Below are 25,563 nucleotides of genomic sequence, written 5' to 3' on the forward strand. Positions count from 1 at the left end.
GGAGCCGCCATGACGTCACGTACCACCCACCCGCCCGTCTCACACGCGTTCGCCTCGTCGTTCGGCGCGGCCTGCATCGACGCAGCGCACACGCGGTTCCGCCTGTGGGCACCCGCGAGCCGCACGGCCACCGTCGAACTGCACGGCGAGCAGCGCATCCCGATGCCGGCCGCGGGCGACGGCTGGTTCGAGGTCGTCGCGCCGTATGGCCCCGGCACGTTGTACCGCTACCTGCTCGACGACGGTCTCGCCGTGCCCGATCCCGCGTCGCGCTTCCAGCCCGATGGCGTGCATGGCCCGAGCCAGGTCGTCGATCCGGCCGCGTACCGCTGGCTCAACGATGCGTGGCGCGGCCGGCCGTGGCACGAGACGGTGCTGTATGAACTGCACGTCGGCGCGTGCGGCGGCTATGCGAACGTCGAGCGGCGCCTGCGGGATATCGCCGCGCTCGGCGTGACCGCGATCGAACTGATGCCCGTCAACGCGTTCCCTGGCGCGCGCAATTGGGGGTACGACGGCGTGCTGCCGTTCGCGCCCGACGCGTCGTACGGACGCCCGGAGGAATTGAAGGCACTCGTCGACACCGCCCACGGGCTCGGGTTGCAGGTGTTGCTCGACGTCGTGTACAACCACTTCGGCCCCGAAGGCAACCTGCTGCCGCGCTATGCACCAGCATTTTTCCGTGCGGACCGGCAGACCGCATGGGGGCCCGCGATCGACTTCTCGCGGGCGCAGACGAGCGCGTTCTTCATCGACAACGCGCTGTACTGGCTCGACGAATTCCGTTTCGACGGCCTGCGCATCGACGCCGCGCACGCGATCGACGACGACGCGTGGCTGCGCGCGCTCGCGCGCCGCGTGCGCGCGTACGCGGGCGACGCGCGTCACGTGCATCTGGTGCTCGAGAACGAACGCAATGCGGCGAGTCTGCTCGGGCCCGGCGGCTTCGACGCGCAGTGGAACGACGACTTCCACAACAGCGCGCACGTGCTGCTGACCGGCGAGCGGGAAGGCTACTACCGCGCGTACGCCGATGCGCCGCTGCGCCATCTCGCGCGCACGCTCGGCGAAGGGTTCGCGTACCAGGGCGAGCCGTCGCCGCTGCACGGCGGCGCACCGCGCGGCGAGCCGAGCGCGCACCTGCCGCCGACCGCGTTCGTGACGTTCCTGCAGAACCACGACCAGATCGGCAACCGCGCGTTCGGCGAACGCCTGCGCGCGCTCGCGAACGACGACGCCGTGCGCGCGGCCACCGCCCTGATGCTGCTCGCGCCGCAGATTCCGCTGCTGTTCATGGGCGAGGAAGACGGCAGCACGCAGCCGTTCCAGTTCTTCACCGACTATCGCGGCGAACTCGCCGACGCCGTGCGCGAAGGCCGGCGCCGCGAGTTCGCCGCGTTTCCCGCGTTCGCCGATCCCGCGCATCGCGACGCGATTCCCGATCCGAACGACGTCGGCACCTTCTTGCGCTCGTCGCCCGGCCATGCGGGTGAGGACGCTTGGCCCGACGCCGACGCGTGGCGGCGCTTCTATCGCAGCGCGCTGACCGTGCGCGCGGCGCTCGTGACGCCGTACCTGCCGGGCGCCCGCGCGCTCGGCGTCGAGCTGCTGGCCCGCAACGGCGACGGCGCCGAGGTGGCGCTCGTCGCACGCTGGCGGCTCGGCGACGGCAGCACGCTGACGATCGCGTTCAATCCCGGCTCGCACGACGCGGTGCTGTCGGCGCTGCCGGTCGGCAAGATCGTGTTCGAAACGCCGCCGCGCGCGCGCGACCGTCTGGCCGACGAGCGGCTGCCTGCGCGCACCTGCATCGCGTGGCGCGACGGCGCGGTCAACCACGATGCGCTGAGCCACCGCTCGAACGCGCATACGCGGCCATGACGACCGACGTCCCGATCGCCGAACTCGCGCGTGCGGCCGGGCTGGAGCCCGACTGGATCGATGCGGGCGGCGTCGCCCGGCGAGTCGACGACGACGCGCTCATGGCGCTCGTCGGTGCGCTCGGCTGGCCGTGCGGCACGCCGATCGAGCGGGTCGACAGCGCGGCCGCGCTCGCCGACGCGCACGACGCGACGCCGCGCGTCGTGACCGGCGACGCCGGCGTGCCGCTCACGCTGCCACGCGGTGTCGCACCGCCCGGCGCACGCTTCCGGATTTCACTCGAAACGGGCGGACACATCGACGGGCGCGTGAACGGCGCGGGCGAATACGGCACGCTGCCGCCGCTCGCGCTGCCCGGCTATCACGCACTCGACATCGGCGAGCAGCGGATCGGGCTTGCGATCGCGCCGCCGCGTACACGGCCGTTCGATGCCTGCGACGACGCGCCGGACGCGCAGCACCGCTGGGGCATCGCGGCTCAGATTTACAGCCTGCGCCGCACCGGCGACGACGGCGCGGGCGACTACACCGCGCTCGCCGGCCTCGCCACGCGTGCGGCGCGGCACGGCGCGCACGCGGTCGCAATCAGTCCGACGCATGCCGGGTACCCGGCGCTGCCCGAACACGACAGCCCGTATTCACCGTCGTCGCGGCGCTGGCACAACGTCGCGTATCTCGACTGCGATGCGGTGCCGGGGGCCGATATCGTGCGGCGAATGAGCGGCGCGGCGCCGGGCATGCCGAACGCAGCCGACACGCCGCTGATCGACTGGCCGCACGTGCTGCCGCTGAAGCTGCGCCGGTTGCGCGCGTGTTTCGATGCGTGGCGCGCGAACGGCGAGCCGTCGCGCGACGCGTTCGAGCGGTTCCGCGCGTCGGGCGGCACGGCACTCGACGCGCACGCGCGCTTCGACGCGCTGCAGGCGTTCTGCATCGAACACGGGATCGGCGCGGACTGGCGGCAATGGCCCGCGCAGTGGCTGACGCCGGCGTCAGCCGAGGTCGACGCCTTCGCCCGTGCGCATGCCGAGACGATCGCGTTCCATACGTTCCTGCAATGGTGCGCGTCGGACGCGCTCGGCAACGCACAGCGTGCGGCGCGCGATACGGGAATGACGATCGGGCTGATCGCCGACCTCGCGGTGGGCTCCGATCGCGCGGGCAGCGATGCGTGGGCGCACGGCGCGACACTGCTGCGCGGCGTGTCGGTCGGCGCGCCGCCCGACCTGTTCAATGCAGACGGCCAGGCATGGGGCGTGACGACGTGGACGCCCGCCGCGCTGCGCGCGTGCGGCTTCGCGCCGTTCGTCGAGCTGCTGCGCGCGGCCTTCGCGCATGCGGGCGGGATCCGCATCGATCACGTGCTCGGCTTCGCGCGGATGTGGATCGTGCCGGAGGGCCGGTCGCCGCGCGACGGCGCGTACCTGCGCTATCCGTTCGACGATCTCGTGCGGCTCGTCGCGCTGGAAGCGGCACGGCATCGCGCGGTCGCGATCGGCGAGGATCTCGGCACGGTGCCGGAAGGTTTTCGCGAGCGGCTCGGCGCGCAGGGTATCGCGGGGATGCGCGTGCTGTGGTTCGAACGTGAAGCCGGTCGCGCATTTCGGCCGCCGTCGGCGTGGGATCGCGACGCGATCGCGATGACGTCGACGCATGATCTGCCGACGGTGGCCGGCTGGTGGCGTGGTGTCGATCTCGAATGGCGGCGGGTCGTGGCCGGGGCGGGCCCGGACGCGGATGCCAATACCGATGCGGCCACGCATGCGGCTCACCGGAGCGACCAGGTGCGGCGAGCCGCGAGTGCACGCAATGCCGGCGACGACATCGGTCGCGCCGCGGCCGCACACGGCTCGGGCCGGGACGAACGAAACAATCCGGTCATGCGTGACGATACGCCGGCCACGGATGACAGCCACGGCGCGCCCTCCGCGCCGAACACACCGTCGCCCGCCCCGGACCTCACGGCCGCCCGGGCCGAACGCGCCACCGACCGCGCGATGCTGTGGCGCGCGTTGCAGCACGCGGGCTGCGCACCGGTGAGCGATCCGGTCCCGCCCGCCGATATGCCGCCGGTCGGCGCCGTCCTCGCGTACGTCGCGCGCAGCCCGTCGCCGCTCGCGATCGTGCCGCTCGAGGATCTGCTCGCACTGGCCGAACAGCCGAACCTGCCCGGCCCGCCATGCGGCCACCCGAACTGGCTGCGCCGATTGCCGCGCACGGTCGACGCGCTGTTCGACGCTGACGTTCGCACACGCATCGCGACGATCGAGCGCGCACGCCATGTACCGGAGGACGATGCATGATCCCGCGCGCGACCCTGAGATTGCAACTGCATGCGGGCTTCACGTTCGAGGACGCGGCCGCGCACGCAGACTATTTCGCGCGGCTCGGCGTGAGCCACCTGTACCTGTCGCCGATCACGACGGCCGAGCCCGGCTCGACGCACGGCTACGACACTGTCGACCATCGCACGACCCGCGCCGAACTCGGCGGCGAAGCCGGTTTCCGCCGCCTCATCGACGCGCTGCGTGCGCGCGGCCTCGGCGTGATCGTCGATATCGTGCCGAACCACATGGGTGTCGGCGGCGCGTCGAACGGCTGGTGGAACGACGTGCTCGAATGGGGAGCGGCGAGCCCGTACGCACACTACTTCGACATCGACTGGCATCCGCCCGATACGGCGCTCGACGGCAAGGTGCTGCTGCCCTGCCTCGGCGCACCCTACGGCGACGCGCTCGCGGCCGGCGACATCATGCTCGGCGCCGATCCTTCAGCCGGATGCTTCTTCCTCGCCTGCCCGGGCAGGAGGTTGCCGGTCGCCGCCGCAACTTATGCGGAAATCCTGCGCATCGCCAATCGGGCGGACCTGAACGCACTCGCCGAACGTTTCGCTGGCGCGTCGGTACGTGGCAGCGCGCGCCTCGCGGATGCACACGCGGCGCTGCGCGACTACGCCGCCACCCATGGCCCGCATGCGTTCGACGCGATCCTGCGCGGCGCCGATCCGCGCCGCGCGCGCTCGCGCGCGTGCCTGCACCGGCTGCTCGAACGCCAGCATTACCGGCTCGCATGGTGGCGCACGGCCGCCGACGAACTGAACTGGCGGCGATTCTTCGACATCGCGACGCTCGCGGCCGTGCGCGTCGAAGACGAAGCGGTGTTCGACGCGGTGCACGCACTGCCGTTGGAACTTCATGCCGCCGGCTTCATCGACGGCCTGCGCGTCGATCACGTCGACGGCCTCGCCGACCCGCGTGCGTACTGCCGGCGCCTGCATGCGCGGCTCGCCGCGCAGCGCGACGAGCGGCCGTATGTCGTCGTCGAGAAGATTCTTGCGGCGGGCGAGACGCTGCGCGAGGACTGGCGCGTCGACGGCACGACCGGTTACGACTTCATGAACGACGTCGCCGCGCTGCTGCACGACCCGGCTGGTGCCGCGCCGCTCGCCGCGCACTGGGCGGCCGTGTCGGGTTCGGCGCGCTCGTTCGCTCAGGAAGCGGTGGCCGGCAAGCGGCGCGTGCTGACACGGCAGCTTGCGGGCGAGCATGAACGCGTCGCGCGGGCGTTGCACCGCGTCGCCCGTGCCGCGCCCGCGACGCGCGACATCAGCCGGATTGCGATCCATCGGGTGCTGGGCGAGCTCGCCGTGCATCTGCCCGTGTACCGGCTCTACCCGACCCTCGGCGACGAACCGACCGGTGCCGATCGTCGCGTGCTGGCGCACGCGTACGACGCGGCGTGCGCGGCGATCGATCCGTCCGACCGCTACGCGCTCGATCGCGTCGCCGGCTGGCTCGGGCTGCCCGGCACGCGCGTGCCGCGCGCGGATGCCGCGGCGCTGCACGCGGCGCGTGTCGCGTTCGCGCAGCTCACCGCGCCGCTCGCCGCGAAGGGTGTCGAGGACACGGCCAACTATCGCTACGGACGGCTGCTGTCGCGCAACGAGGTCGGCGCCGATGCCGGCGAGTTCAGCCTGTCGCGCGGCGCGTTCCATGCACGCAACCGGCGACGCGCGCACACCGTTCCGCACACGCTCGTCGCGACAGCGACGCATGATCACAAGCGCGGCGAGGATGCGCGCGCGCGGCTTGCGGTGCTGAGCGAAGTGCCGGACCGGTGGCGCGCGGTGTCGCTCGAGTGGTCCGCGTTGAACAAGCCTTGGCGCGGCGGCGCGCATCGCGATCTTGCATGGACGCCGGGGCCTGCCGCGGAGGCGATGCTGTACCAGACGCTGGTCGGCTGCTGGCCGCCGGGGCTCGCGCCCGACGATGCGGCCGGACTCGCGGCGCTCGCGGAGCGCGTGGTGCGGTGGCAGACGAAGGCGCTGCGCGAGGCGAAACAGCATACGGACTGGCTCGCGCCGAACGCGGACTACGAGCGCGCTTGCGAGGCGTTCGTCCGCGCGATCCTGACGCCGCACGGCACGCGCGATTTCGCGCATCGACTGCATGCGTTCGTCGCGCGGATCGCGCCGGCCGGCGTCGTCAACAGTCTCGCGCAGGCGGCGTTGCGGATGGCGTCGCCGGGCGTGCCCGACCTGTATCAAGGTACCGAGTCATGGGATCACTCGCTCGTCGATCCGGACAACCGGCGCGACGTGCCGTTTGCGAAGCTGGCGGCCGAACGGGTCGACGAACCGGTCGCCGCGTACCTGCGCGACTGGCCCGATGCGCGGGTGAAGCGCGCGCTCGTCGAGCGGATGCTCGCGTTGCGCACGCGCTGGCCAACGACGTTCGCGGACGGCGCGTACGTGCCGCTGCGCGTTCGCGGAAAACTCGGGCGGCACGCGGTGGCGTTCGCGCGCTGCGACGAAGCGGCGACGGTCGTGGTCGCGGTGACGCGGCTCGCGTGCCGGCTGCTCGGCGAAGCGCCGGCGCTACCGCGCGTGGAACCACGGGCATGGGGCGATACGGCCGTGGTCGTGCCGCAAGGCGCCGGCGAGCGGTGGATCGACTGGCTGAGCGACGGAAGCGAAGTCGCGGCGCCTGACGGCGTGATTCGGCTCGAGCGCTGTCTGGGTGCGTTGCCGGTGGCGGTGCTCGTCGCGGCACGCGTTCGGAATTGAATCGGTCCGGATGGCTGTGGATCGTGGTCGCACACGCTGCCTGTCTCGATCGTGTCTCGCGAGACGACGCACTCGCCGCTCCTTCAGATCGCCCGCTGATTCACCCGCTTCGACAATTCCTCCGCGCTCTCCTTCCGCTCGCTGTACCGGTCGACCAGATACGAATCGATGTCGCGCGTCAGCAGCGTGAATTTCACCAGCTCCTCCATCACGTCGACGACGCGATCGAAATAGGCCGACCGCCTCATTCGCCCTGCTTCGTCGAATTCCATGAACGCCTTGGCCACCGACGACTGGTTCGGGATCGTCAGCATCCGCATCCAGCGCCCGAGCACGCGCATCTGGTTCACCGCGTTGAATGACTGCGAGCCGCCGCTGACCTGCATCACCGCGAGCGTCTTGCCCTGGGTCGGCCGCACGGCGCCGATCGACAGCGGAATCCAGTCGATCTGCGACTTCATGATGCCGGTCATCGCGCCGTGTCGTTCCGGCGAGCACCACACCATCCCTTCGGACCACTGCACCAGTTCGCGCAGCTCGACGACCTTCGGGTGACTCTCCGGCGCATCGTCGGGCAACGGCAGGCCGCTCGGATTGAACATGCGCACCTCGGCGCCCATCGCTGTGAGCAGGCGCCCGGCCTCCTCGACGAGTAGGCGGCTGAACGAACGCTCGCGCAGCGAACCGTACAGCAGCAGGAAACGCGGCGGATGCGTGGACGGCGAAGCCGGCCGCAAGCGGCTTGCGTCCGGCACGCGAAAGAGTTCGGGGTCGAGTTGCGGCAGGTCGGTCAGTCGGTCGGTCATGGATGGATTCCGTGGTTGGCTCAAGCGCGCTCGTACCAGCCCTTCGACCGGTTCACGATGCGCACCACCAGCAGCATGACCGGCACCTCGATCAGCACGCCGACGACGGTCGCGAGCGCCGCGCCGGAGTGAAAACCGAACAGGCTGATCGCGGCCGCGACGGCGAGCTCGAAGAAATTGGATGCGCCGATCAGCGCGGACGGGCACGCGACTTCGTGCTTCTCGCCCACCGCGCGGTTGAGCCAGTACGCGAGCGCCGCGTTGAAGAACACCTGGATCAGGATCGGCACCGCGAGCAGCGCAATCACCAGCGGCTGCTTCAGGATCGCTTCGCCCTGGAACGCGAACAGCAGCACGAGCGTCGCGAGCAGCGCGGCGATCGACCACGGGCCGATTTTCGCCATCGCGGCATCGAACGCCGCCTGGCCGCTCCGCAGCAGCCGCTTGCGCCAGAGCTGCGCGAGAATCACCGGAATCACGATGTAGAGCAGCACCGACGTGAGCAGTGTCGCCCACGGCACGGTAATCGCGGACATCCCCAGCAGCAGCCCGACCAGCGGCGCGAACGCGATCACCATGATGCTGTCGTTCAGCGCGACCTGCGACAGCGTGAACAGCGGATCGCCGCCCGTGAGCCGACTCCACACGAACACCATCGCCGTGCACGGCGCGGCGGCCAGCAGGATCAGGCCGGCGACGTAGCTGTCGATCTGGTCCGCCGGCAGCATCGGCGCGAACAGCTGGCGGATGAACAGCCAGCCGAGGAAGGCCATCGAGAACGGCTTGACGAGCCAGTTCACGGCGAGGGTGACGCCGATCCCCCTCACGTGCCGTCGCACTTCATGCAGCGCGCCGAAATCGACCTTCACGAGCATCGGGATAATCATCACCCAGATCAGCAGCCCGACCGGCAGGTTCACTTGCGCATACTCGATGCGGCCGATGCGCTGGAACAGGTCGGGCAGCACCTGGCCGAGCGCGATGCCGGCGACGATGCACAGCGCGACCCAGACCGTCAGGTAGCGTTCGAAGAAATTGATCGCCGGCTTCGCGGCGGCGTTGCAAGGCGGGATGGTATTGGACGTATTCATCGGACAGGATTCGATGCTGGAACGACACAAGCGGCACACGGGTTCGCGCGTGCCCTCCGTGCGGACGCTCAGTTCCGCGAGATCTCGATCAACGCCGCCTGGAGCTCGGCGTCGCTCAACCGGTCGAGCGGCAACGCCAGCAGTTGCAGCATCCGGTAACCGATCGCCTCGCGCGTCAGCGCGAATGCGAGCCGCTTGCCTGCGTCGCCGCCCTCGGCATTCGACGGATCGGCGTAGCCCCAGTGCACTTTCACCGGGCTGCCGGGCCAGTACGGGCAAGCCTCGGCGGCCGCGCTGTCGCATACCGTGATGACGATGCGCATGCGCGGCGCGCCATCGCCGACGAATTCGTCCCAGCTCTTGCTGCGGTATCCGGTGACATCGACGCCGGCGCGCGTGAGCGCGTCGAGCGCGAACGGATTGAGCCGGCCGCTCGGCGCGCTGCCGGCGCTGTAGGCGCGCACGTCTCGGCCGAGTTTCGCGGCCCAGTGATTGAGCATGCCCTCCGCGAGCACGCTGCGGGCGGAGTTGTGGGTGCAGAGGATCAGGACGTTGGTGGTCATCGGCGGGTGTGTAGACGTGTGCCTACGTTTGGTCGGAGCAGGAGGTCGAACAGGCGGAGACCGGCGCGCACGGATTGCCGCCGCAGCAGTTCTCGGTCAGGTAGCCGATCAGCCCGTTCATCGTCGCGAAGTTCGCGCAATAGAACACGAAGCGGCCTTCCTGGCGGCTCGTGACGAGCTGCGCGTGGGCCAGTTCCTTCAGATGAAACGACAGCGACGACGGCGGCACGTCGAGCAGCGTCGCGATTTGCCCCGCAGGCAGGCCCGACGGGCCGGCCTGCACGAGCGCGCGGAATACGGCGAGGCGCGACTCGTGCGCGAGGGCCGACAGGGCGGCGATGGTCTGGTTCGTTTCCATTGTTCGATATTACTCGAAATATGGAAACGAAGGAATCAGTGCTACTCGGCCCCGACTCTTTCCGCGGCGACGATTCGATCCAGCTTGCGCTCGTCGCTTGCTATCGCCCGGAGCGACTGGCGGGCCAGCAACAAGCGCTCAAGGTCCCATCACTCTTCCGGCGGCGTCGCGCCGCTGTCATCTTCCCAATGCGGCTCGGCGGTCTTGTGACCGCCGCTCGTCGCCACCGGCCCGTTCCCGCCGCCGCGTTCGGCCTGCCGTGCAGCGTTACCGGCGTTACGTGACGTCGCCGCGCGCACGCGTGCCCGCGTGCGGGTCGGCGCCACGGTCCGCTGTTCATCGCCGCCGCGCTCGTCGGTCGACGGCGCATCGTTCGTCTTTCGCACATTCGAGGCTGCGTTCATGTGTCACTCCTGAGTCATCGAAAGCATCCATCGCCCCGATGCAGCAATTTCGATGCCGCGCACCGGGCAAGCGCATTGCTGCCTGCGTTCGTATCGCAATTCTTGCCGGAGATGACCATGCCGACCGATCCCAGCACGTCGCCCGCCACGCGCCATCGCCTCGGCGAATGGATGACCGGAGAGGAATCGCACATGGCCGCGTACCGCGAAAAAATCGCGAACGACGCACGCGCGCATGCCGGCGAACAGTTGCGCACACCGGCCGTGCAGGAACTCGCGCGGCTGTTCGACGACGCCGTGCTGCGCATGAGCCTCACCCGCGCGATCGACGAGGCACGCGAAGCGGGCCGCACGCTCGGCTACGCATCGATCGACGAACTGATGACGGTGATCGATCACCTGATGACCTACACGCCGCCATTCAGCGAAACGAGCCTGATCGTATGCCCGCTGAACGCGTTCCTCGACTGGCCGATGTGCATGCCGTCGGGCCACGCGGTGTTTCGCGACGCGGCGGTCAACGCGCATCTGAAGCGGGTGCTGAACGTGTGGTGCGACTTCCTCGGCGGCCCGCATTCGCGCGCGCATCTCGACACGTCGCCGCCCGACGGCTGGTTCTGCGACGAGGCGCGCAAGCGCCTCGGCCTGTCGCAGTTCCAGTATCGCGAGGACCAGCCGCACTGGGGCTTCGACTCGTGGAACGACTTCTTCACGCGACGCTTTCGCGCGGGTGCGCGGCCGGTCGCGGCACCGGACGATGCGCACGTGATCGTCAGCGCATGCGAGGCTGCGCCGTATCAAACCGCATCGAACGTGAAGATCCGCGACAGGTTCTGGATCAAGGGCCAGCCTTATTCGCTGCGCGACATCTTCACGCCCGCGCGACTGCCGCTCGCCGAACGGTTCGCCGGCGGCGATCTGTACCAGGCGTATCTGAGCGCGTACAACTATCATCGCTGGCACGCACCGGTACGCGGCACCGTCACGCACGCGTACCGGGTCGACGGCACCTACTACTCGGTCGCCGAAGCGGAGGGCCCGGACCCGGCCGGGCTCAACGACTCGCAGGGATACATGACGGCCGTCGCCGCACGCGCGATCGTCGCGATCGACTGCGACGATCCCGGGATCGGGACCGTCGCGGCCGTGTTCGTCGGAATGGGTGATGTCTCGTCCTGCATCGTCGAAGTCGTGCCGGGGCAGCGCGTCGAGAAGGGCGACGAGATCGGCTATTTCCAGTACGGCGGCTCGACCTGCTGCCTGCTGTTCGAGACCGGCGTGATCGACCGCTTCTGGTTCGCGCCGCCGTTCGACGGCGATACCCCGGTCGTGCAGGTCAACGCGCCGGTCGCGATCGCACGCTGAACCGCGCGCCGGCCCCGCGCGCGAGCATCATGCATCGCGTGTCACGCGTCGCGACCGCCGGCATCGCGGCCGTCGTCCCGCTGCACGCACCGGACGACCGTCAACCCGTCGGCCGTCAGCGCGGGGCGGCTCGTGCCGGACGCGTCCGGACGCATCACGATCAACTGTCGTTCCACCAGCGCGACGATGTCGTCGCGGTCGGTCTGGATCTGTTCCGGTGCGCGATGTACCAGGAACAGCGCGGCAAATTCATGGGCGGTCAGCATGCTTGTTTCCCCGTTGACGGCTTCGCACGATGCAGCGGCGGCATCGCGGCGACGCACGGCGCGAAACGTGCGCCGGCGACGGGAGAAGCATGCAGGGAGCGTGCCAGATCGTGGGACGCGGCCGCCCTGCTCGCGGCCGACGCGGGGCGCGATGTGTCACCACGTACCGCGTGACGGCTGCTGCAAAGTTTTCAACGCCGTGTAAGCGAGCACACGCGCGGCGCGCGAGCCGGCCCGCGCGGGCGTCGCGCAGCCGCGCGGATCACGACTTCCTCGAACGGAACAGTCCCGCCCGCGCCGTTTTCCCCGCCGCCTGATCGCGCGCGCGGAAATAGCCGCTGTGCAGTTCCACGCCGCCCTCGCCGTCCGCGAGCACTTCCTCGCACGCGGCCTCGATGCGCGCACGGCCGCGCTCGAACGCGTCGCGCAGGTCGGCCTCGAGCGCGGAGCGCGCGCCGAAATGATCCTCGAGCGCTTCGACCGTGATCGCGCATGTGAGCGGCTTCCCATCGACCTCGACCACGAAGCGCATCTGCAGCGCCGCGCCGTCGAACTCGGGCAGCCCGTCAGTCAGCGTCACGTGATGGATGGAACCGGCGGGCATCGCTCAGGCCCCCCGCGACGCCAGACACTGCACCAGCGCGCCGTTGAATGCGGGCAGGTCGTCGGGCTTGCGGCTCGTGATCAGGTTGCCGTCGCGCACGACCTCCTGGTCGACCCACTTGCCGCCCGCGTTGCGGATGTCGTCCTGCAGGCTCGGCCAGCTCGTCATCGTGCGGCCGTCCACCAGCCCCGACGACACGAGCAGCCAGCCGCCGTGACAGATCGCGGCGATCGGCTTGCCCGCACCGACTGCCGCTGTCACGAATTCGCGCGCGGCCGTCACCATCCGGATCGCGTCGCCGTTGACGACACCGCCCGGTAGCACGACCGCGTCGTAGTCGCCTTCGCGCGCATCGTCGAACGTATGGTCGACCTTCACGCGATCGCCCTTGTCGACGTGCCTGAACCCCTGGATCTCGCCGGGCTTCTGCGAAATCACGTCGACCTGCGCGCCTTCGGCCCTGAGCGCGCGCTGCGGCTCGACGAGCTCGGCTTCCTCGAAGCCGTCGACCGCGAGTATCGCCACCTTGCAATGGTCCAGCTTGCCGATCATGGAGCGCCCTCCTGTTGATGTCGCGGCATCGGTCGTGCCGTACCTGTCGTGCAGCAATCTGCGTGCCTGCCGCGCGCACGGGGACGCCACTGCACGCACCATCGCGTCCATGGGGCGCGACCCGCAATCCCCGAATGGCCTCACGCGCATGAGCCGCCGCGTGGCGCGTAAGGGCCGACGTCACGCCGCGCCGCGCGCGTCTGCAAAGATTTCAAAGGGATGTAACGCGACTGCCCGCGACTGTCGCCCGGCGCCGTCATGCAAGGTCGCGCCCGTGGCGGGTCGCTACCGGCTCGACACGCTCACTGCAGATGACGCGCTGCGTCGAGCATCGCGTCGGTCAGCTCGACCGTCAGCGTCAAATCCTCGGTGACGTCGGGCAGCGTGTCGAGCGTGGCCTGCACGGCATCGTGCAGCATCGCGTGCACGCGCATTCGGGCGTCGTCGTCGAGATCGACGTAGCGCTCCATCGTGTCGTAGTCGAGTGCGAGCACGACCGAGTGCCGCGCGGTATCGGGCGGCGCATCGGGCGCCAGGGCCCAGGCCGCATGAAACGTGATCCTGCCGGTCTCGACGTCGACATGCACCGTCGTATCGAGATCGTCCGTATCGACCTCGTCGGTGTCCAGTTCGGTCGGATCGAACGAGGTCCGCTGGTTCGAGTGCATCATGTCCTCCTGCGTGGTGGCGATGTGCCGCCCCGCGGCCGGCGCCCGCCATCGCGTCGCGCCGGTTACGCCGGCGCGACGCCGTGATCGTCAGTAGCCGCTGGAACCGGCGCCGCCCGTACCGCCCGCGCCGCCACCGCCCGCGCCCGCCCCTGCGCTGCCACCGCCGTTGGCGCCGCCGGTGCTGCCGCTACCGCCGGTGCCGGCACCGCTCGGGCCGCCCGGCTTGGTGCGCACATGCGGGCGCGCGTGCGAACGCATGGCGCGTGACTCCTGCATGCGGGTCGCGGGCGGCGGCGCCGCCGTATTGCCATTCGACATGCTGCCGCCGGCGCTTTGTGCCGACGTGTCCGGCGGCGACAGGATCGGCGCCCCGGTGCCTTCGTCGGAACGCTGCGAATTCTGTGCCCACGCGGCCTGTGCGGCCGCGACGAGTGCGACGGCCGCGCACGCAAGGATCCGGCGCGCAGCGAATTTCGATTCGAATACTGGCTTCATGGAACGTTCTCCCTCGATGGAACCGCTGTCGTGGAATTTCCTGCGTCCCTGGTTCAGCAAGGCACGTGCCGTCAGCGCTGTGCGGCATGCGGCTTGCTGCGCAGGACCATCGATCCCGTACGGAGCCCTGTCATGCCTTCAGCTTCCGCTTCCCGTCCGCACGGCAAACGCGTGACGCGCCGCCCCGGCCGCGCGCGCAGCAACGATCCGCATCATCGCAAGCGCTGGTCCGCCGACGTCATGAAAAAGAGCGATGCGCTGGACATCGAACCCGAGATCTTCAAGTCCGACGACCCGGGCGAGATCGCGGCGTCGCTCAAGCGCTCGGCCGAACACAGCCGCCGCCGCAAGGCGCCGCCGTTCCAGTCGGCGATGTCGATGCTCAACTTCTATGTGAACCGCGCGGGCCGCAACCTGCCGAAAACACGCCGCGCGACGCTCGAACGCGCGAAGCGGAAACTGCGCGAGGCGTTCGGCCGCAAGCCGTGACGCTCCCCCCAACCGCTCCGTATCGACCTGCTCCGCCTGCACGCATGCATGAAACGCTGTGGTATCTGATCATCGGCGCGGTGCTGATGGCCATGGGTGTCGCGACGTCGGCGCTGCGTCACCTGCCATGCAGCAGCGCGATGATCTATCTCGCGCTCGGCGTCGCGCTCGGCCCGTCCGGCGCCGGACTCCTGCATCTCGACATCGAACGCGACGCGCCGCTGCTGCGCGAGATCGTCGAAGTCGCGCTGCTGGTGTCGCTGTTCGCGATCGGACTGCGGCTGCGCGTGCCGCTGTCCGACAAGTTGTGGCTCGTGCCCTGCCGGCTCGGCCTGCTTGCGATGATCGTCACCGTGCCGCTGCTCGCCGGCTGCGCGGTGGTGACGCTCGGGCTCGGCTGGGGCCCCGCGCTGCTGCTCGCGGCGATCCTCGCGCCGACCGACCCGGTGCTCGCGCACGACGTGCAGGTGCACGATCCCGGCGACCGCGACCTGGTGCGCTTCGCGCTGTCCGGCGAAGGCGGGCTGAACGACGGGATCGCGCTGCCGTTCGCGCTCGCGGGCCTCGCGCTGTGCGGTGCGTCCGACATGCCGCACGCGCGGCCAGCGCTGTCGGCTGCGTTCGCGCTGGCCGCGCTGTGGGGCATCGCAGGCGCGGCCGCGATCGGCGGCGTGCTCGGCGCGTCCACCACCAAGGCGATTGGCTGGCTGCGCACCCGCCATGCGCAGGCGCTCGGATTCGAAGGCTTCTTCGCGCTCGCGCTGATCGTGCTGTCGTTCGGCGTCGCGCAGCTTGCGAATACGTTCGGCTTCATCGCGACGTTCGCCGCGGGCGTCGCGATGCGCCGCGTCGAGCATCGCGCGAGCGGCGGCCGGCGGCCGCGCGAAGTGATCGGCCGGATCGATTCGGAAGACGTGGTCGCGACCGAGAAGCATCCGGAGAAGGTGCACGCGTTCATGACCGAATCGGTGCTGGACTTCACGATCGAGCTCGAACGGATCGCCGAGGCGCTCATCATGACGATGGTCGGCAGCGTGCTCGCGACGCTATCGACGCCGCTCGTGACGTGGGGCGCAATCGGGCTCGCCCTCGTGCTGTTCGTGGCCGTGCGGCCGCTCGCCGTGTTGCTGACGCTGACCGGCTCGCGCGCGACCCACGCGCAACGGCGGTTGATGGCGTGGTTCGGGATACGCGGGATCGGCTCGTTCTATTACCTGCTGTTCGCGCTCGAACACGGGCCGTCGAGCGCGGTGCGCCCGCTCGCGGCGCCGGTGCTGGCCGTCGTGTCGGCGTCGGTGATCGTGCACGGCGTATCCGCGACGCCGCTGATGGCCTGGTATTACCGCCTGCAGCAGCGCCGGCGTTGACCGCGCCGGCGACGTCACGACGCGCCGAGCCGCGCGCGCATCTGCGCGGAGATGCGCTGCCGCGTGTCGTCGTAGCCTTCCCACGGATCGCGCTCGAGCCGGTCGAGCCGTTCGTGCAGCGTGTCGATCGTCCATTGCGCGCCGCCCGTCGTGTCGGGCACCTCGTCCCAACGCAGCGGCACCGACACGCCCATCCCGGGCCGCGCACGCGCCGAATACGCGGCGATCGTGCTCGCGCCGCGGCCATTGCGCAGGTAGTCGATGAAGATCTTGCCGCGACGATGACGCGGGCCCATCGTCGCGGTGAAACGGTCGGGCAACGCACCCGCGATGTGTTGCGCGACCGCGCGCGAGAAATCCTTCACGTCGTCCCATCCGAGGTGTCGCGTGATCGGCACGACCACATGCAGCCCCTTGCCGCCGCTCGTCTTGCAGAACGACGCGAGCCCCAGTTCGTCGAGCAGCCCGCACACGAGTTGCGCGGCCTCGATCATCGCGCTCCACGGCAGCGCGGGATCAGGATCGAGGTCGAACACGATTCGGTCCGGCCGCTCGATGTTCGACGCGTGCGCGTTCCACGTATGCAGTTCGATCGTGCCCATCTGCGCGGCACCAAGCAGCGCGTCGACGTTGTCGAGCGACAGCAGCGGACCGTGCCCTGGATCGAGCCCGGCGTGTTGCGTGACGAACGGGATCTCGCGGCGCTCCGCGTGCTTCTGGAAGAACAGCTCGCCGGCGATGTCTCCAGGCGCGCGCACGAGCGACACGGGTCGCCCCTTCAAGTCCGGCAACAGCCACGGCGCGATCCATTGCCAGTAACGCGCGAGATCGATCTTGCGCGTGCCGCTTCGCGGATCGAGCACGCGGTCGGGATGGGTGATGCGCACGCGGCCGAGCTGATCCTCGCCGGCATCGTTGCCCGCCGTACGGGTGGATGCCCGCGAACGCGCGTGGTGCTCGCGGCCATTCGCCTCGTGAGCCGCGTGCGTGGTTCGATGTCGATCCATCGCCACCTCCGGTTCCGCATTTTTCGCATGTTTCGGCACTTCGCGGACGATCTGCGCGGCCGGCTTGTCTTCGCGCAGCGCGATGAACGCGGCCTGCCGCACGATGCCGTCGCCGGTCCACTCCGCGAATTCGCATTCGGCGACGAGCGTCGGCTCGATCCAGTGCACGCGCGTGCGCGAGCGTTCGCGCGGCGGCGGATCGAACGGCGCCGTTTCGCGCTCGTGCTTGCGCAGGATCGCGGCAAGCCGATCGAGCATGCGTGCGTCGAAGCCTGTGCCGACCCGGCCGACATAGCGCAGCGGTGTAGGCCCCCGCCGCCGCTTGCCGGCCGGCGCCGGTTCGTGCACGCCGAGCAGCAGCGCGCCGAAGCCGTGGCGGCTGCCCGACGGCTCGGTATAGCCACCGATCACGAACTCCTGCCGGCGTCGGCATTTGAGCTTGATCCACGCAGGTGAGCGTCCGGGCCGGTAGCGCGAGTCCGCGCGCTTGCCGATCAGCCCTTCGAGGCCGGTATCGCATGCGCTCGCGATCAGCGACGCGACGTCGTCGCCGAGATCGGGCGAAAAGCGCAGCCGCGCGGGGTCGCTGTCGGCCAGCAGGGGTTCAAGCAGCGCGCGGCGCGCGGTGAGCGGTGCGTCGCGCAGGTCATAACCATCAAGATAGGGCAGATCGAATACGAACAGCGTGACCGCGTCCGAGCGCCCTGCGCCGAGGGCGTTCTGCAGCGCCTGGAAATCGGGAAGACCGTGCTCGCCGAGCACGACGGCCTCGCCGTCGAACCATGCGCCGTCGACGTCGAGCGCGGCGAGCGCGTCGCGTTGCGCGCGCAGCTTCGCGGTCCAGTCGCGGCCTTCGCGCGTCATCAGCTTCACATGCCGGCGTGTGCCCTTGCCCGCAATGCGCGCGAGGATCCGGTAGCCGTCGAACTTCAGCTCGTAGCGCCAGTCGCCCTGCTCAGGCGGGCCGTCGACCAGCGTCGCGAGTTGCGGCGCGACGCGCTCGGGCAACGGCGCGCGCACTGCACCTTCGATCCCGGACGGATCGGCCGGCGAATGGCCATGATCGTCGTGTTCGTCATGCCGCGCGCCATGTGCAGCGCATTTCGCGGCCTTGTCGCCGCGGCCGCGCGGCACATGGCGCGTACGCGTGGCGCCGTCGGGCGAATCCGGCAGCGCCACCGCACCATCATGCACACTTCCCGGCCGCTCGCCGACGACGTCGAATTCGTCCGCGCCGCGCGCGTCGTCGTCGCGCTCCTTGATCAGCAGCCACTGCTCCTGTCGCCCTTGCTGGCGCCCGCTGCGCACGAGCGCCCAGCCGCCGTGCAGCTTCTCGCCGTCGAGCCGGAACGTGAGCTTGCCCGCGCGATAGCCGTCGCGTGCCTGCGCGACGCCGCCGTCGGGCGTCCACGTGCCCTCGTCCCAAACGACGACCGATCCTGCTCCGTAATGCCCGGCCGGAATCTCGCCTTCGAACGACGCATATTCGAGCGGATGGTCCTCGACATGCACGGCGAGACGCTTCACCGACGGATCCAGGCTCGGCCCCTTCGGCACGGCCCACGACTTCAGCGTGCCGTCGAGTTCGAGCCGGAAGTCGTAGTGCAATCGCCGCGCATGATGCTCCTGGATCACGAAGCGCAGCGGATGGCCGGTGCGCGCACGCCCGCGCGCGGACGGTTTCGCATCCGACTTCGCACGCCGACGCCCGTGCGCGCCTTCAGGTTCCGGCGTCGCGCCGAAGTGGCGTTTGCGGCGATATGGATCGAGCTTGCCGGGCATTGCATCACCTCGCTTTGCGCGGCGTCATGCGGCGTGCTTGCGGCGCGCGGTGGCTTTCTTCACCGCATGCTCGCCGGTCGCGGCACGTTTCGCGGACGACCGTTTCGCCGCCGCGGTTTTCGTGGCCGCGCCCTTCACCGCGGTTTTCGAAACCGGCTTGCGGCGCCCGCCGCCGCGCGACGACGAGGATGCCCCATCGGTATTCGCATCCTCGTCGTCGCCCGCATCGCGCAGATCCGCCGCACGCGCCCCGCCGCCGCCCTTCAAGCTGCGCTTCAGCAGCTCGGTCAGGTCGACCACGTTGGTCGCCGCGCGGCTCGTCTGTGCGGGCCGCTCCTCGATCTCCTCGATCTTGCCCGCGCGCACCTTGCGCTCGACCAGCTCGAGGATGTCGTCGCGGAACGTGTCGTGATACTCGTCGGGCGTCCATTTGCCGGCCATGTCGTCGATCAGCTTCTTCGCCATTCCCAGCTCGCGCGTGGTCACGCCCGCGCCCTTCGCGTCTTCGGCCGGTACCGTCAGTTCGTCGAGGGGCCGCAATTCTTCCTGCCAGCGCAGCGTATCGAGCGCGAGCAGCGGCCCGACCGGAATCAGCGCGCCAAGATGCTGTCGGTCGCGCATCACCACGAGCGCAATGCCGATCTTGCCGCTGTCCTTCAGTGCGTCGCGCAACAGCGCATAGACCTTCTCGCCCTTGCGGTCCGGCATGAGGTAGTACGGCGTGTCGAGATAGAGGAACGACACGGCATCCTCGTCGACGAAGGTCAGGATGTCGACGGTCTGCGTCGATTCGGGGTTCGCCGCGCGGATTTCGTCGTCGGTCAGCACGACGTAGCGCTCCTTCTCGTACTCGTAGCCGCGCACGATGTCCTCGCGCGTGACTTCCTTGCCGGTGCGCTTGTTGATCTGCCGGTAGCCGACCGGATCCATCGAGCGCTTGTCGAGCAGCCGGAACGACGGCTTCACGGTGCGTGTCGCGGGAAACAGCTGCACGGGCACATGAACGAGCCCGAAGCTGATCGCGCCTTTCCATATCATCCGCGGGGCCATGCCTGTCCTCCTTGCCGCTTGCACGCGCGCCTGGCGTACCGGCTCCCCCGTGCAACGCTCCGCGCGCTGGCGCGATTTCGCGCCGTCGGGTGGCGGTGGATTGCCGGATCGGGGAGATGCGTCACGCGCGCGCCCTCCTGTCGGTTCGATGAAGGACGGCTGCGTGCGTCACGGCGCACACGGAGCCGTCATGGGAAACGAACGAGCCGCACGACACGTGCCGCGACGACCCGCTACGATGTCACGGCGGGCTGCTGCCGCGACGTCAGGGCGCGCGAATCGCGCGATCCAGCTCCTCGCGCGTCACGTCGAGCGCGACGCTGCATTCGATCTCGGCGTCCTCGACGCGCGGTTTCTGTTCATCCACCGCGCGCCGCGCCATGTCGCACACGTGCGTCCGAACGCGCAACCGGTCGGCCGAGTCGAGGGACACGTACCGCGCGAGGACGTCCGGCTCGAAGCGCAGGTCCACCACGCAGCGCCACTGACGCGCGCTCGCGTCGACCGGTACCCGCACCCACGACACCTGGATCGTCAGCCGCCCGGACGCGTCATCCGCATGCACGACGACGGTCGACTCCGACGGAAATCCGTTCGCGAGCGCAGCTTCGAGTTCAGCGATGCGCTGCGAACGGTCTGGCGTGACCGTCATCGGCGCACGACGCCCAGCAGCAGCGTGACCAGGAAGATCACGACGAAGATGTAGAACAGGATCTTCGCGATCTCGGCCGCGCCGGCCGCGATGCCGCCGAAGCCGAACACGGCGGCGACGATCGCGATGATGAAGAAGATGATGGCGTATCGAAGCATGAATTCCTCCTGGAGTCCTGACGAATGGCGATCGTCGACGCGTGTCGCCGCCGATCAAGCATCGTGCTTGTGCCTGGGTTTGCCGTGGGCCGGCGTCGAAGCCATTTTTTCGAGTTCCTTCTCGCTCATCGACTTGGCCATCGACTTCGCAGGCGGCTTCAGGTCCTTCATCTTGGTGTCACCGCGCTTGGCCGACAGGGCGGCCCCCGCGGCGCGCTGCTGTGCCTGGGACTTGGCTGGCATGGCTTTCCTCCTCTCGGTGGTGCGCGCGGGCTGCGCGGTGCGCAGGCCGCGCGCGGTTCGAACGGCATCGTCATGCGGCGTCGCGCCGCCGCAGTTCAGCCGGCGGAATCTTCATCGCCTGGCGATACTTGGTCACCGTCCGACGCGCAAGAAGGATGCCGCGCCCCGCCAGATTCTGGGTGAGCGCGACGTCAGACAGCGGGTCGGAGTGGCGCTCGGCCGCGATCATGTCGCGGATCAGCACCTTCGCGGCCAACGCCGAGCACACGCCCTTCCCGGCTGCTTCCAGCTTGCGCGGGAAGAAATACTTGAACTCGAACGTGCCGTGCGGCGTGGCCATGTACTTGTTGCCCGTCGCGCGCGACACGGTCGATTCGTGCAGGTCGAGCGCCTCGGCGATGTCGCGCAGCACGAGCGGCTTCATCGCGATCTCGCCGTAGCGGAAGAAATCGCGCTGCCGCGCGACGATGCATTCGCCGACGCGCTGGATCGTGTCGAAGCGCTTCTGCACGTTGCGGATCAGCCAGCGCGCTTCCTGCAACTGCTGGCCGAGCGGCGAATCGTGCTCGCCGCTCGACTGCGCGAACAAGGTTGCGTAGCGCTCGTGCAGCCGCGCGCGCGGCAGCACGGCCGGGTTGATCGTCACGACCCATTCGTCGCGCACCTGGCGCACGATCACGTCGGGTATCACGTAGTCGCCGCGCGTGCTGCCGTAGTGGTTGCCGGGACGCGGATCGAGCGTGCGCACCAGCGCGCACGCCGCCTGCATCGTCGCCTGGCTGCAGCCCAGGCGTCGCTGGATTTCCGCCGTCTCGCGCCGCGCGAGCCGTTCGAGATGGTCGCGCGCGATCGCCTTCGCCTCCGCGAGCGCCGGCGTGCCGGCTGGAATCGCGTCGAGCTGCAGCACCAGGCATTCGGACACCGAGCGCGCGGCGATGCCCGGACGGTCCAGCATCTGCACGAGCCGCAGCGCCACCGCGAGATCCTGTTCCGACAGCAGCAACGCCGGATCGGCCGCGACCAGCAGCTCGGCCAGTTCCTGACGCAGGTAGCCGTCCTCGTCGAGCGCATCGATCACGATGCGCGCAGCCTCGCGGTCGCGCTTGTTCAGCGGATAAAGGCGCAGCGCATCGTGCAGTTGCTGGTGCAGCGACGGCTCGGCCGCCATCCACTCGCCGGGCGACAGGTCGCTCGCGTCGTCAGCCTGGCGGCTCGTGCCGCGCGGCGCCGGCGCCGCTGTATACGACACCTCGCCGTCAGGCGGACGCACGTCCTCGCGCTCTGGCGGCGGCTCGGCCGCCGCGGCTTCGGCGGTGGATTCGGGCACGTCGGCGGCGGCTTCGTCGTCGCCCTGGCCATCTTCGAGAAACGGATTCGAGTCGAGCGCCTGCCGCAGTTCCTGCTGGAATTCGAGCGAAGACAACTGCAACAGGCGAAGGGACTGCTGAAGCCTCGGCGTGAGTGCCAGATGCTGTCGCATCTGGAGCGCAAGCGTGACGGACATCGATGCCCTCCTGACGGTGTGCGGAATTGCGTGCAGACGCAATCATGCAGCTTCCATGCCAAGGGGGCGAAGCGCCGTCCGTCGCGGCTCTCGCGGGTTCGCACCCCGCTTGCGGCGGCCCCGGCTGCTGCCTTTTTTACAAGTGCCGGCAAGTTGGAGGCACGGAATTCGCGCCGGGCGGACGCACCGGCTGCGCGCCGGCGCGCCGGTGTATCCGCCCGCAGCCGCCGCACGACGTGCCGCACGTCAGTACTGCATCGGCGGCGGCGTGCCCGGCATCGTCCGGTCGCCCTGCGCGCCGTTCGGTCCCGGCGGCGGCACGTCGGCCGCCTCACCGCCGGCCGCACCCGCCGGCATCGTGTTGTACGGCGACGGACGCGTGTCGTAGCGCGTGTTCGCGTCCGGCATCGTCGTGGTCGGCGACGCGCCATGACCGTCCGGCGGCGCCGGCGGAGCGCCGCGCGTGCCGTAAGTGGCCTGCGGTTGCGTGCATGCGCCGAGCGCGCACGCGGCGGCGAACGCACAGGCGCCCACACGCATCGACTGGATCGGCTTCATCGGAATCCTCCGTTGAATCGGTGGCGCAGGGCCGGCCGTGGCGACACGGCTCAGAGCCGGTTGAAATGGAAATCGCCGGCATACGCGGTCGGCGCGCGGCGCGCCATCATCGTGTCGAACTCGGCGGCGACGCGTGCCAGCGCACCACGTCGCCGCTCGATACCGGCCTGCTCGAGCGCCGCGAACGCATCGGCGTCGAAGGTGACGGTCAGCGACGCCGGATGGCCGTCGATGCGAAAGCCGAAACGCAGCGCGCCGGGCGGCTGCTCGTCGACATCGAACGGCATCGCCCGCGCCTCGAAATGGCGGCCGAGCGTCTCGGCCACGTCGCGCAGCATGCCGGGTTTCACGCGGATGCTCATCGTGGCCCCTCCTTGGATCAGGTGAACGCCACCGGCGGCAGGTCGTCCGGCGGGGGCGGTTGTGGGTCCGGCCCGACGTCGGGCACAGGCGGCTCGGGCCGGTGCATCGACTGAGCAGGGTTTCGGATGGCGTCTCTGTTCATGGGCATTCGATCGTTGCGCTCTCCTCGCGGAACCGGATCGCGGCGCGGCACGTTCGCCGCTCGATGCCCCAAGGTCCGCAAGCCGCATGCCGGCCTCTGTCGGCGCTTGCCGCGCGTCGACGCGCCAGCGTGCAGGCCGCCGCCCGGCGCGACGTGTCTTCGCTACACCGCGCGCTGCAATTCTTTCAAGACCATCGCGCTACCCGTCGTACGCAGCCATCACGAGCCACAGCTCGTGGTCGTCGTCGCGCACCCGCGCGGCGAGTGCATACGGATCGGTCGGGTCGCACGCGCGCTGCAGCGCGAAGCGCGCCGGCTCCGTCGAGCCGAACGTCTCGTCGAGCGGCCGCACGTCGGCCTTGCCTTCGAACATGCGGCGATCGGGCCGGTAGATCAGCGGCTCCTGCTTCCATGTGATGAAGTGGCTTTTCACCGACTCGAACCCTCCGCCACATACGTTGACTTCATAGCGCACGCCTGGCCGCCGTTTCGGAATCGTCATCGTGCCCTCCCGCTTGATGTGCGCATGCATGCGGCGCGTGGCGCGCCGTGGTGTCGTCGTTGCCGCCGACGCGGCAAGTCGCGTGCCGTCCGGATGCAGCGGGCACGGCCGTTGCGCGAAAACCGCCTCATCGTCACCGACACGGAGCCCTGCCATGAAGGATTCGACCCGTTCCGGCCGCGACGCGCCGGCGCACGAACCGCGTCCCGCCCCGTCGCCGCCGCTCAAGGACCAGGACCACACGAAAACGCGCCACTCGGAGCGGCATATCGACAAGCAGCTCGAGGACACGTTCCCCGCGAGCGATCCGCCCGCGACCGGCGGCATCACGCGCATCGAGCCCGACACGCCGCCGGGCACGCACGACGACGGCCCGTGGCAGGACCCGGCCAGGCGCCGCGACGCATGACCGTCGGCGATTCGACGGACACCCGTGCCGAACGGCACGCCGCTTGCTGAATCGCACGGCCCCGCTTCAAGCCGCCAGGAGGACTCCATGCAACGCGTCAACGAAATCATGTCGCAGGACGTCGTGCACATTGCGCCGACCGACTCGATCCGTCATGCGGCGCAACTGATGGAGCGCTACGACATCGGCGCGCTGCCCGTGTGCGACAACAACCGGCTGATCGGCATGGTCACGGACCGCGACCTCGCGGTGCGCGCGATCTCGGCCGGCAAGCCGCCGGAGACGCGGATCCACGAAGTTGCGTCGGGTCCGATCGAATGGTGTTTCGAGGACGATCCGCTGGACGAGATCCAGCACTACATGGCCGACGCGCAACTGCGCCGCCTGCCCGTCGTCGATCACGACCAGCGCCTCGTCGGCATGCTGTCGCTCGCGGACATCGCGACGCGCACGGCCGGCCCCGCGCGCGACGACGTCGCGAACACGCTCGAAGGCGTGTCGCAACCGAAGCGTACGTGACGGGGCGATCCTCGCCCCGCCCGACAACCCGCGCGACCCGCAGGGCCCATCCCGGGCACGGCCGCGCTCCACGCAACCAGGAGGACAACCATGCAGACTTCCGATCGAGGACAGACGCGCATCATCGGCAAGGGCGCCGCGACGGCGGCCGGCCCAGGCCCCGACGTGATGGCGGCCGACACGCTGGAAGGCGACAAGGTCTACACGACCGATGGCGACGACGTCGGCAAGATCAAGGACATCATGCTCGACGTGCGCTCGGGCCGCGTCGCGTACGCCGTGCTGTCGAGCGGCGGCCTGCTCGGCATCGGCGACAAGCTGCTCGCGATTCCATGGAGTGCACTCACGCTCGACACCGAACGCAAGTGTTTCCTGCTGTCGGTGTCGTCCGAGCGGATCCGCAACGCGCCGGGCTTCGACAAGGATCACTGGCCGGCGATGGCGGACCCGCAATGGGCCACGCCGCTGCACGAGTTCTATGGCAGCACGCCGTACTGGAGCGCGGGCGACGAGCTCGGGCTCACCGATCCGACCGAGGAACTGAATGATCCGCGCACGCGCGGGCGGCATTGACCGTTCGTGATTTGCCGGTGGTTCAGGCGACAGCCCCGCGAATGCGGTAATGCCGTTCAGTTAAGCGACTGAACGGCATTTTTGTTTTGGGGAAGGAATGGTTGTAAACGCTGCGCTGAGATGT

At 69.6% G+C, this 25,563-nt stretch carries 28 protein-coding genes; 9 read left to right on the forward strand and 19 right to left on the reverse strand.

Features of this window, described 5'->3' with window-relative positions; translation table 11 throughout:
• Positions 1-9: 9 nt before the first annotated feature.
• From treZ to treY, 3 genes are read left to right on the forward strand one after another with little or no spacing between them, the layout of a single operon-like run.
• Positions 10-1,881, forward strand: a complete 1,872-nt coding sequence (gene treZ, locus BTE28158_RS14460) for a malto-oligosyltrehalose trehalohydrolase (protein ID WP_174919934.1) — start codon at positions 10-12, stop codon at positions 1,879-1,881.
• The gene (gene malQ / locus BTE28158_RS14465; RefSeq protein ID WP_174919936.1) at positions 1,878-4,184 is read left to right on the forward strand and encodes a 4-alpha-glucanotransferase; all 2,307 of its coding nucleotides are present in this window, start codon (positions 1,878-1,880) and stop codon (positions 4,182-4,184) included. The genes treZ and malQ overlap by 4 nt, the downstream gene beginning before the upstream one ends.
• Positions 4,181-6,946, forward strand: coding sequence for a malto-oligosyltrehalose synthase (treY, locus tag BTE28158_RS14470; RefSeq protein ID WP_174919938.1), 2,766 nt, complete (start codon positions 4,181-4,183; stop codon positions 6,944-6,946). The genes malQ and treY overlap by 4 nt, the downstream gene beginning before the upstream one ends.
• 83 nt (positions 6,947-7,029) lie before the next feature.
• Here treY and arsH read toward each other — a convergent pair whose 3' ends face one another.
• The 5 genes from arsH to BTE28158_RS14495 all read right to left on the reverse strand — a co-directional run bounded on the left by arsH (position 7,030) and on the right by BTE28158_RS14495 (position 10,168).
• On the reverse strand, positions 7,030-7,752 hold the full coding sequence (arsH, locus tag BTE28158_RS14475) for an arsenical resistance protein ArsH (protein ID WP_151052026.1): 723 nt from the start codon (positions 7,750-7,752) through the stop codon (positions 7,030-7,032).
• A gap of 20 nt (positions 7,753-7,772) precedes the next feature.
• Positions 7,773-8,843, reverse strand: a complete 1,071-nt coding sequence (gene arsB / locus BTE28158_RS14480; protein WP_151052028.1) for an ACR3 family arsenite efflux transporter — start codon at positions 8,841-8,843, stop codon at positions 7,773-7,775.
• 68 nt (positions 8,844-8,911) lie between these two features.
• Positions 8,912-9,406, reverse strand: coding sequence for an arsenate reductase ArsC (locus tag BTE28158_RS14485; protein WP_151052030.1), 495 nt, complete (start codon positions 9,404-9,406; stop codon positions 8,912-8,914).
• A 22-nt stretch (positions 9,407-9,428) separates the two neighbouring features.
• Complete coding sequence (locus tag BTE28158_RS14490) at positions 9,429-9,764, reverse strand: ArsR/SmtB family transcription factor (RefSeq protein WP_059602419.1); 336 nt, start codon at positions 9,762-9,764, stop codon at positions 9,429-9,431.
• Between the two features lie 149 nt (positions 9,765-9,913).
• Positions 9,914-10,168 (reverse strand): hypothetical protein, encoded by a 255-nt coding sequence (locus BTE28158_RS14495; protein WP_151052032.1) that lies wholly within the window; start codon positions 10,166-10,168, stop codon positions 9,914-9,916.
• A 117-nt stretch (positions 10,169-10,285) separates the two neighbouring features.
• Between BTE28158_RS14495 and BTE28158_RS14500 the strand changes: the two genes are divergently transcribed.
• A complete protein-coding gene (locus BTE28158_RS14500) occupies positions 10,286-11,533 on the forward strand; it encodes a phosphatidylserine decarboxylase family protein (RefSeq protein ID WP_151052034.1) in 1,248 nt (415 codons plus the stop codon).
• A 41-nt stretch (positions 11,534-11,574) separates the two neighbouring features.
• Here the strand turns inward: BTE28158_RS14500 and BTE28158_RS14505 are convergent, their stop codons facing one another.
• From BTE28158_RS14505 to BTE28158_RS14525, 5 genes are all read right to left on the reverse strand, one after another.
• Positions 11,575-11,799, reverse strand: a complete 225-nt coding sequence (locus tag BTE28158_RS14505) for a hypothetical protein (RefSeq protein WP_151052036.1) — start codon at positions 11,797-11,799, stop codon at positions 11,575-11,577.
• Between the two features lie 262 nt (positions 11,800-12,061).
• Positions 12,062-12,403 (reverse strand): DUF1488 family protein, encoded by a 342-nt coding sequence (locus BTE28158_RS14510; protein ID WP_124625425.1) that lies wholly within the window; start codon positions 12,401-12,403, stop codon positions 12,062-12,064.
• A gap of 3 nt (positions 12,404-12,406) precedes the next feature.
• Positions 12,407-12,955 carry a type 1 glutamine amidotransferase domain-containing protein gene (locus BTE28158_RS14515; RefSeq protein ID WP_059602409.1) on the reverse strand — a complete coding sequence of 183 codons (549 nt, stop codon included), beginning with the start codon at positions 12,953-12,955 and terminating at the stop codon, positions 12,407-12,409.
• A 302-nt stretch (positions 12,956-13,257) separates the two neighbouring features.
• Positions 13,258-13,623: a DUF3022 domain-containing protein gene (locus BTE28158_RS14520; RefSeq protein WP_151052038.1), complete on the reverse strand. Its 366-nt coding sequence runs from the start codon at positions 13,621-13,623 to the stop codon at positions 13,258-13,260.
• A 90-nt stretch (positions 13,624-13,713) separates the two neighbouring features.
• Positions 13,714-14,121, reverse strand: coding sequence for a hypothetical protein (locus tag BTE28158_RS14525; RefSeq protein ID WP_174919939.1), 408 nt, complete (start codon positions 14,119-14,121; stop codon positions 13,714-13,716).
• A 132-nt stretch (positions 14,122-14,253) separates the two neighbouring features.
• On the opposite strand from BTE28158_RS14525, the gene BTE28158_RS14530 reads away from it, so the two are divergent.
• Entirely contained in the window at positions 14,254-14,610 is a 357-nt protein-coding gene (locus tag BTE28158_RS14530) for a DUF3175 domain-containing protein (protein ID WP_059680902.1), read from the forward strand.
• Between the two features lie 44 nt (positions 14,611-14,654).
• Positions 14,655-15,977, forward strand: coding sequence for a cation:proton antiporter (locus BTE28158_RS14535; protein WP_124625430.1), 1,323 nt, complete (start codon positions 14,655-14,657; stop codon positions 15,975-15,977).
• A 14-nt stretch (positions 15,978-15,991) separates the two neighbouring features.
• Here the strand turns inward: BTE28158_RS14535 and ligD are convergent, their stop codons facing one another.
• The 9 genes from ligD to BTE28158_RS14580 form a co-directional block, all read right to left on the reverse strand.
• Positions 15,992-18,766 carry a DNA ligase D gene (ligD, locus tag BTE28158_RS14540; protein WP_151051880.1) on the reverse strand — a complete coding sequence of 925 codons (2,775 nt, stop codon included), beginning with the start codon at positions 18,764-18,766 and terminating at the stop codon, positions 15,992-15,994.
• 24 nt (positions 18,767-18,790) lie between these two features.
• The gene (gene ku / locus BTE28158_RS14545; RefSeq protein WP_151051878.1) at positions 18,791-19,816 is read right to left on the reverse strand and encodes a non-homologous end joining protein Ku; all 1,026 of its coding nucleotides are present in this window, start codon (positions 19,814-19,816) and stop codon (positions 18,791-18,793) included.
• 265 nt (positions 19,817-20,081) lie between these two features.
• On the reverse strand, positions 20,082-20,468 hold the full coding sequence (locus tag BTE28158_RS14550; RefSeq protein ID WP_151051876.1) for a DUF3022 domain-containing protein: 387 nt from the start codon (positions 20,466-20,468) through the stop codon (positions 20,082-20,084).
• The gene (locus BTE28158_RS14555; protein ID WP_027792525.1) at positions 20,465-20,626 is read right to left on the reverse strand and encodes a DUF1328 family protein; all 162 of its coding nucleotides are present in this window, start codon (positions 20,624-20,626) and stop codon (positions 20,465-20,467) included. The genes BTE28158_RS14550 and BTE28158_RS14555 overlap by 4 nt, the downstream gene beginning before the upstream one ends.
• 54 nt (positions 20,627-20,680) lie before the next feature.
• Complete coding sequence (locus BTE28158_RS14560) at positions 20,681-20,869, reverse strand: DUF3008 family protein (protein WP_151051873.1); 189 nt, start codon at positions 20,867-20,869, stop codon at positions 20,681-20,683.
• Between the two features lie 70 nt (positions 20,870-20,939).
• On the reverse strand, positions 20,940-22,373 hold the full coding sequence (locus BTE28158_RS14565) for an RNA polymerase factor sigma-54 (RefSeq protein WP_151051871.1): 1,434 nt from the start codon (positions 22,371-22,373) through the stop codon (positions 20,940-20,942).
• A 246-nt stretch (positions 22,374-22,619) separates the two neighbouring features.
• Positions 22,620-22,931 carry a hypothetical protein gene (locus BTE28158_RS14570; RefSeq protein WP_059602383.1) on the reverse strand — a complete coding sequence of 104 codons (312 nt, stop codon included), beginning with the start codon at positions 22,929-22,931 and terminating at the stop codon, positions 22,620-22,622.
• A gap of 50 nt (positions 22,932-22,981) precedes the next feature.
• Positions 22,982-23,293, reverse strand: coding sequence for a hypothetical protein (locus BTE28158_RS14575; RefSeq protein WP_151052573.1), 312 nt, complete (start codon positions 23,291-23,293; stop codon positions 22,982-22,984).
• Between the two features lie 342 nt (positions 23,294-23,635).
• Complete coding sequence (locus BTE28158_RS14580) at positions 23,636-23,938, reverse strand: hypothetical protein (RefSeq protein WP_124625620.1); 303 nt, start codon at positions 23,936-23,938, stop codon at positions 23,636-23,638.
• A 154-nt stretch (positions 23,939-24,092) separates the two neighbouring features.
• Here BTE28158_RS14580 and BTE28158_RS14585 point away from each other — a divergent pair, with 154 nt between their 5' ends.
• From BTE28158_RS14585 to BTE28158_RS14595, 3 genes are all read left to right on the forward strand, one after another.
• Positions 24,093-24,347, forward strand: a complete 255-nt coding sequence (locus BTE28158_RS14585; RefSeq protein ID WP_124625443.1) for a hypothetical protein — start codon at positions 24,093-24,095, stop codon at positions 24,345-24,347.
• An 87-nt stretch (positions 24,348-24,434) separates the two neighbouring features.
• Complete coding sequence (locus tag BTE28158_RS14590; protein ID WP_059605984.1) at positions 24,435-24,866, forward strand: CBS domain-containing protein; 432 nt, start codon at positions 24,435-24,437, stop codon at positions 24,864-24,866.
• A gap of 90 nt (positions 24,867-24,956) precedes the next feature.
• Positions 24,957-25,439 (forward strand): PRC-barrel domain-containing protein, encoded by a 483-nt coding sequence (locus tag BTE28158_RS14595; RefSeq protein ID WP_124625445.1) that lies wholly within the window; start codon positions 24,957-24,959, stop codon positions 25,437-25,439.
• Positions 25,440-25,563 lie beyond the last annotated feature (124 nt).

The organism is Burkholderia diffusa (genome assembly GCF_902499115.1).
Lineage (GTDB): Bacteria > Pseudomonadota > Gammaproteobacteria > Burkholderiales > Burkholderiaceae > Burkholderia > Burkholderia diffusa.

What these genes read in the sequence shown, in the direction of transcription:
- treZ (WP_174919934.1), top strand. Translation starts at nt 10, where the DNA reads ATGACGTCACGTACCACCCACCCGCCCGTCTCACACGCGTTCGCCTCG.
- malQ (WP_174919936.1), top strand. Translation starts at nt 1,878, where the DNA reads ATGACGACCGACGTCCCGATCGCCGAACTCGCGCGTGCGGCCGGGCTG.
- treY (WP_174919938.1), top strand. Translation starts at nt 4,181, where the DNA reads ATGATCCCGCGCGCGACCCTGAGATTGCAACTGCATGCGGGCTTCACG.
- arsH (WP_151052026.1), bottom strand. Translation starts at nt 7,752, where the DNA reads ATGACCGACCGACTGACCGACCTGCCGCAACTCGACCCCGAACTCTTT.
- arsB (WP_151052028.1), bottom strand. Translation starts at nt 8,843, where the DNA reads ATGAATACGTCCAATACCATCCCGCCTTGCAACGCCGCCGCGAAGCCG.
- BTE28158_RS14485 (WP_151052030.1), bottom strand. Translation starts at nt 9,406, where the DNA reads ATGACCACCAACGTCCTGATCCTCTGCACCCACAACTCCGCCCGCAGC.
- BTE28158_RS14490 (WP_059602419.1), bottom strand. Translation starts at nt 9,764, where the DNA reads ATGGAAACGAACCAGACCATCGCCGCCCTGTCGGCCCTCGCGCACGAG.
- BTE28158_RS14495 (WP_151052032.1), bottom strand. Translation starts at nt 10,168, where the DNA reads ATGAACGCAGCCTCGAATGTGCGAAAGACGAACGATGCGCCGTCGACC.
- BTE28158_RS14500 (WP_151052034.1), top strand. Translation starts at nt 10,286, where the DNA reads ATGCCGACCGATCCCAGCACGTCGCCCGCCACGCGCCATCGCCTCGGC.
- BTE28158_RS14505 (WP_151052036.1), bottom strand. Translation starts at nt 11,799, where the DNA reads ATGCTGACCGCCCATGAATTTGCCGCGCTGTTCCTGGTACATCGCGCA.
- BTE28158_RS14510 (WP_124625425.1), bottom strand. Translation starts at nt 12,403, where the DNA reads ATGCCCGCCGGTTCCATCCATCACGTGACGCTGACTGACGGGCTGCCC.
- BTE28158_RS14515 (WP_059602409.1), bottom strand. Translation starts at nt 12,955, where the DNA reads ATGATCGGCAAGCTGGACCATTGCAAGGTGGCGATACTCGCGGTCGAC.
- BTE28158_RS14520 (WP_151052038.1), bottom strand. Translation starts at nt 13,623, where the DNA reads ATGCACTCGAACCAGCGGACCTCGTTCGATCCGACCGAACTGGACACC.
- BTE28158_RS14525 (WP_174919939.1), bottom strand. Translation starts at nt 14,121, where the DNA reads ATGAAGCCAGTATTCGAATCGAAATTCGCTGCGCGCCGGATCCTTGCG.
- BTE28158_RS14530 (WP_059680902.1), top strand. Translation starts at nt 14,254, where the DNA reads ATGCCTTCAGCTTCCGCTTCCCGTCCGCACGGCAAACGCGTGACGCGC.
- BTE28158_RS14535 (WP_124625430.1), top strand. Translation starts at nt 14,655, where the DNA reads ATGCATGAAACGCTGTGGTATCTGATCATCGGCGCGGTGCTGATGGCC.
- ligD (WP_151051880.1), bottom strand. Translation starts at nt 18,766, where the DNA reads ATGCCCGGCAAGCTCGATCCATATCGCCGCAAACGCCACTTCGGCGCG.
- ku (WP_151051878.1), bottom strand. Translation starts at nt 19,816, where the DNA reads ATGGCCCCGCGGATGATATGGAAAGGCGCGATCAGCTTCGGGCTCGTT.
- BTE28158_RS14550 (WP_151051876.1), bottom strand. Translation starts at nt 20,468, where the DNA reads ATGACGGTCACGCCAGACCGTTCGCAGCGCATCGCTGAACTCGAAGCT.
- BTE28158_RS14555 (WP_027792525.1), bottom strand. Translation starts at nt 20,626, where the DNA reads ATGCTTCGATACGCCATCATCTTCTTCATCATCGCGATCGTCGCCGCC.
- BTE28158_RS14560 (WP_151051873.1), bottom strand. Translation starts at nt 20,869, where the DNA reads ATGCCAGCCAAGTCCCAGGCACAGCAGCGCGCCGCGGGGGCCGCCCTG.
- BTE28158_RS14565 (WP_151051871.1), bottom strand. Translation starts at nt 22,373, where the DNA reads ATGTCCGTCACGCTTGCGCTCCAGATGCGACAGCATCTGGCACTCACG.
- BTE28158_RS14570 (WP_059602383.1), bottom strand. Translation starts at nt 22,931, where the DNA reads ATGAAGCCGATCCAGTCGATGCGTGTGGGCGCCTGTGCGTTCGCCGCC.
- BTE28158_RS14575 (WP_151052573.1), bottom strand. Translation starts at nt 23,293, where the DNA reads ATGAGCATCCGCGTGAAACCCGGCATGCTGCGCGACGTGGCCGAGACG.
- BTE28158_RS14580 (WP_124625620.1), bottom strand. Translation starts at nt 23,938, where the DNA reads ATGACGATTCCGAAACGGCGGCCAGGCGTGCGCTATGAAGTCAACGTA.
- BTE28158_RS14585 (WP_124625443.1), top strand. Translation starts at nt 24,093, where the DNA reads ATGAAGGATTCGACCCGTTCCGGCCGCGACGCGCCGGCGCACGAACCG.
- BTE28158_RS14590 (WP_059605984.1), top strand. Translation starts at nt 24,435, where the DNA reads ATGCAACGCGTCAACGAAATCATGTCGCAGGACGTCGTGCACATTGCG.
- BTE28158_RS14595 (WP_124625445.1), top strand. Translation starts at nt 24,957, where the DNA reads ATGCAGACTTCCGATCGAGGACAGACGCGCATCATCGGCAAGGGCGCC.